The 2,649-nt window shown below is 40.6% G+C and carries 3 protein-coding genes and 1 pseudogene; 1 reads left to right on the top strand and 3 read right to left on the bottom strand.

What is annotated here, in order from left to right; all coding sequences use genetic code 11:
* Positions 1–1,159: pseudogene (locus AC3LHT_RS05440) on the top strand (ATPase); the annotation flags it as partial.
* Between the two features lie 50 nt (positions 1,160–1,209).
* Here AC3LHT_RS05440 and AC3LHT_RS05435 read toward each other — a convergent pair.
* The 3 genes from AC3LHT_RS05435 to AC3LHT_RS05425 all read right to left on the bottom strand — a co-directional run.
* Positions 1,210–1,632 (bottom strand): hypothetical protein, encoded by a 423-nt coding sequence (locus AC3LHT_RS05435; protein ID WP_488662206.1) that lies wholly within the window; start codon positions 1,630–1,632, stop codon positions 1,210–1,212.
* Between the two features lie 116 nt (positions 1,633–1,748).
* The gene (locus tag AC3LHT_RS05430) at positions 1,749–2,165 is read right to left on the bottom strand and encodes a hypothetical protein (protein ID WP_488662205.1); all 417 of its coding nucleotides are present in this window, start codon (positions 2,163–2,165) and stop codon (positions 1,749–1,751) included.
* A 99-nt stretch (positions 2,166–2,264) separates the two neighbouring features.
* Positions 2,265–2,649: GrpB family protein (locus AC3LHT_RS05425; protein ID WP_488662204.1), on the bottom strand; the 385-nt coding region annotated here is incomplete at its 5' end.

Raw genomic sequence — 2,649 nt, 5'->3', positions numbered from 1 at the left:
TTTTGTCTGGAGTATCGTTTTTGAGCCGCCAGTGATTTTTTACACTCGTTCCAACAAAAGGCGAGGTCTATTTAAAGTCGTTGATAAACCGATACTTCACAAAATTGATATCGACGTGCCTCGAAACTGGCTTCTTTTCCCCATATTCGTGGGTAAAAAATTGATCTTTGTTGTCACCAACAAGGAATACCTTGCTCACGCCGCAGGGCTCGGAAACCTCTTTGAAATTGCCAATTTTGACGACATAAGGAACAGAAAGCCAGATGGAATTTTCATCTTTGGTATGGATGACGAGTTTTTCAAGAATCCCGGAGATATAAATGGGGTCATATACAAAGAGGACGATATGTATATAGGTTTGGTTGGAGATCACCCTTCTATTGATTATTTTGGCTATATGAAGAAGATGATTTTGACTATCCACAATCTTCTGGCAATTGATGAAGGAAGATTGCCTATTCATGGAGCCCTCGCGCACATAAGATTGACAAACGGCAAAAGTGCCAATGTCATGCTTTTAGGGGATAGCGGCGCGGGAAAGTCAGAAACTCTGGACGCTTTAAATCAATTAAAAGAAGAGGTTTCAGAAGTTAACATCCTGATAGATGATATGGGTTCTTTGGATATAAATCAATCTGGGGAAGTTGTCGCTTATGGAACGGAAACCGGGGCATTTGTACGGCTCGATGACCTGCAACCAGGTTATGCGTATTCCACAATGGATAGAAGCATTTTCATGAACCCAAATGTTGTTAACGCCCGGGTGATTGTTCCCTATTCGAATTACGATGAAATAATACGTCCTACCAAAATCGACTACTTTTTGTACGCGAACAATTATGAGAAAGTTGAAGAACATAAAAAAGTGAGATTTTTCGATAGCCATGAAGAAGCACTGGAAGTTTTTTCAAAGGGTGCAAGAATGGCAAAGGGAACAACCGCTGAAAAAGGACTCACTTATAGCTACTTTGCCAACCCCTTTGGGGCAATTCAAAGGAAAGAGAAGCACAGCAAAATTGCGAGTAAATACATTGAGACCATGATGAAAACAGGAGTAAAAATAGGTGAAGTATATACCCAATTGGGGATAAATGGCTATGAACAAAGCGGTCCGCTCCTGGCTGCCCAAAGTTTGATTGAATTGATTAAGAACTCCTGATGCAGAGTAAAAAGCAGGGCTTTTCAGCCCTGCCCGTGCTTTTTCTCAACTCAGAAAATGTATCCAAGAATACTGTCAGAGTAGAAGCCACCCAGTCCGAACCCCACTGTTGTTTTTGAAATGAAATGATCCCCCCACAGAACTTTAAAAGTAACACCAGCGCCAATATTAAAACCAGTTGAAAGTATGCTGAAAGAGCCACCTGCACCTGCACCAACCAAAATGCGGTATTCCTTGTCGCCAAAAATGTCTGAATAGAGTTCAAAGGGCGTGAGATCTACAGCTGCACCCACGCCTGTGCCAAGCACAGCCATGAGAGTTCCGTGACCGTTGTAACCAAAGAGAGACAAATCCTCTATTGTCATACCGGCAGTAATGCCATATGCGTTTCCAGCATCTCCAATTCCTACAAAATAACCTCCAAAAGCCATTGTAACAACCACTAATAGAGAAACTACCAATAACTTTTTCATAAATCCACCTCCTGTTATAGTCATTCGCATTATAATCTTTCTGGCCTAAAATCAAAAGAATTTGAAAGAGTAAAATCAAACGTTTACTATAAATTCGAACTCGAGCATGTAAACACTTAGAATGTGTACCCCACAACAGCGTCTGCATATAATCCCATGAGTCCAAATCCCGTTGTTGCTTTCGTAATGAACTTTCCCCATATTGTTTTTATGGTAACGCCAAGGCCTAAATCAGGAATCACAAAAAGATCCAGAGGGATGCCTGCACCACCACCGAGAAGAATGCGGTACTCCTTTTCTGAAAGTGTTCTCGCTAATGATTCGAATGGAGTGAAATCCGCGAAGATTCCCACTCCCGTCCCTATTACAGCAAACAGAGAAGCTGGTCCTGAATAACCAAAGAAAGTAAAATCGTCCGAAGTAATACCGGCTGTTATCACGTATGAAAGCCCGAGTCCCCCAAGACCGGCAACAAAACTGCCAAAAGTAAGCGTGCTGACCAAAATCACCACAAGTGCGAGTATATTTTTCATAAAATCCCCCCTTTATTCGGTTTTATTCAATCTAAAGATTGAAGTTTCTTTCAAGGGGGATTTTGAAGGTTTTTCGAGAGTCTTTTATTTAAAGATATCTCATTTCTTTTGAGGGGGAGAAATTTCTGCTTTTCTATTTTTCTTGTTGGATTTTTCTTTTTCATACATATTTTTCAGCACTTTTTGTATAAAAGGTCCCTTGGCTTCTGTGTATTTTTCACGTTCATTCTTGTATTTCCGCGCCAATTTTTTCTTAATTTCGCAGTATTCTCTTGCGATATCAGCGTGTGCTCGAAGAAAGTCCCTGAAAAACACATGCCTTTTCCAGAAGTCACCGTTTTTTTCCACCATGTGTACGTGAAAACCCTTTTTCTCAAGATATCTTCTTTCAGGAATTAGTGCCTCATAGTCCGGGAAATAGCTATAATTAAGCTTTTCAAGGTCTTTTATATACTTTTTCGCCATACCAATGGAACAAATCCCA

Source organism: Kosmotoga sp., from assembly GCF_982836095.1.
Note: the sequence above shows the minus strand (reverse complement) of the source record. Positions and strands in the feature narration are given on the sequence as shown.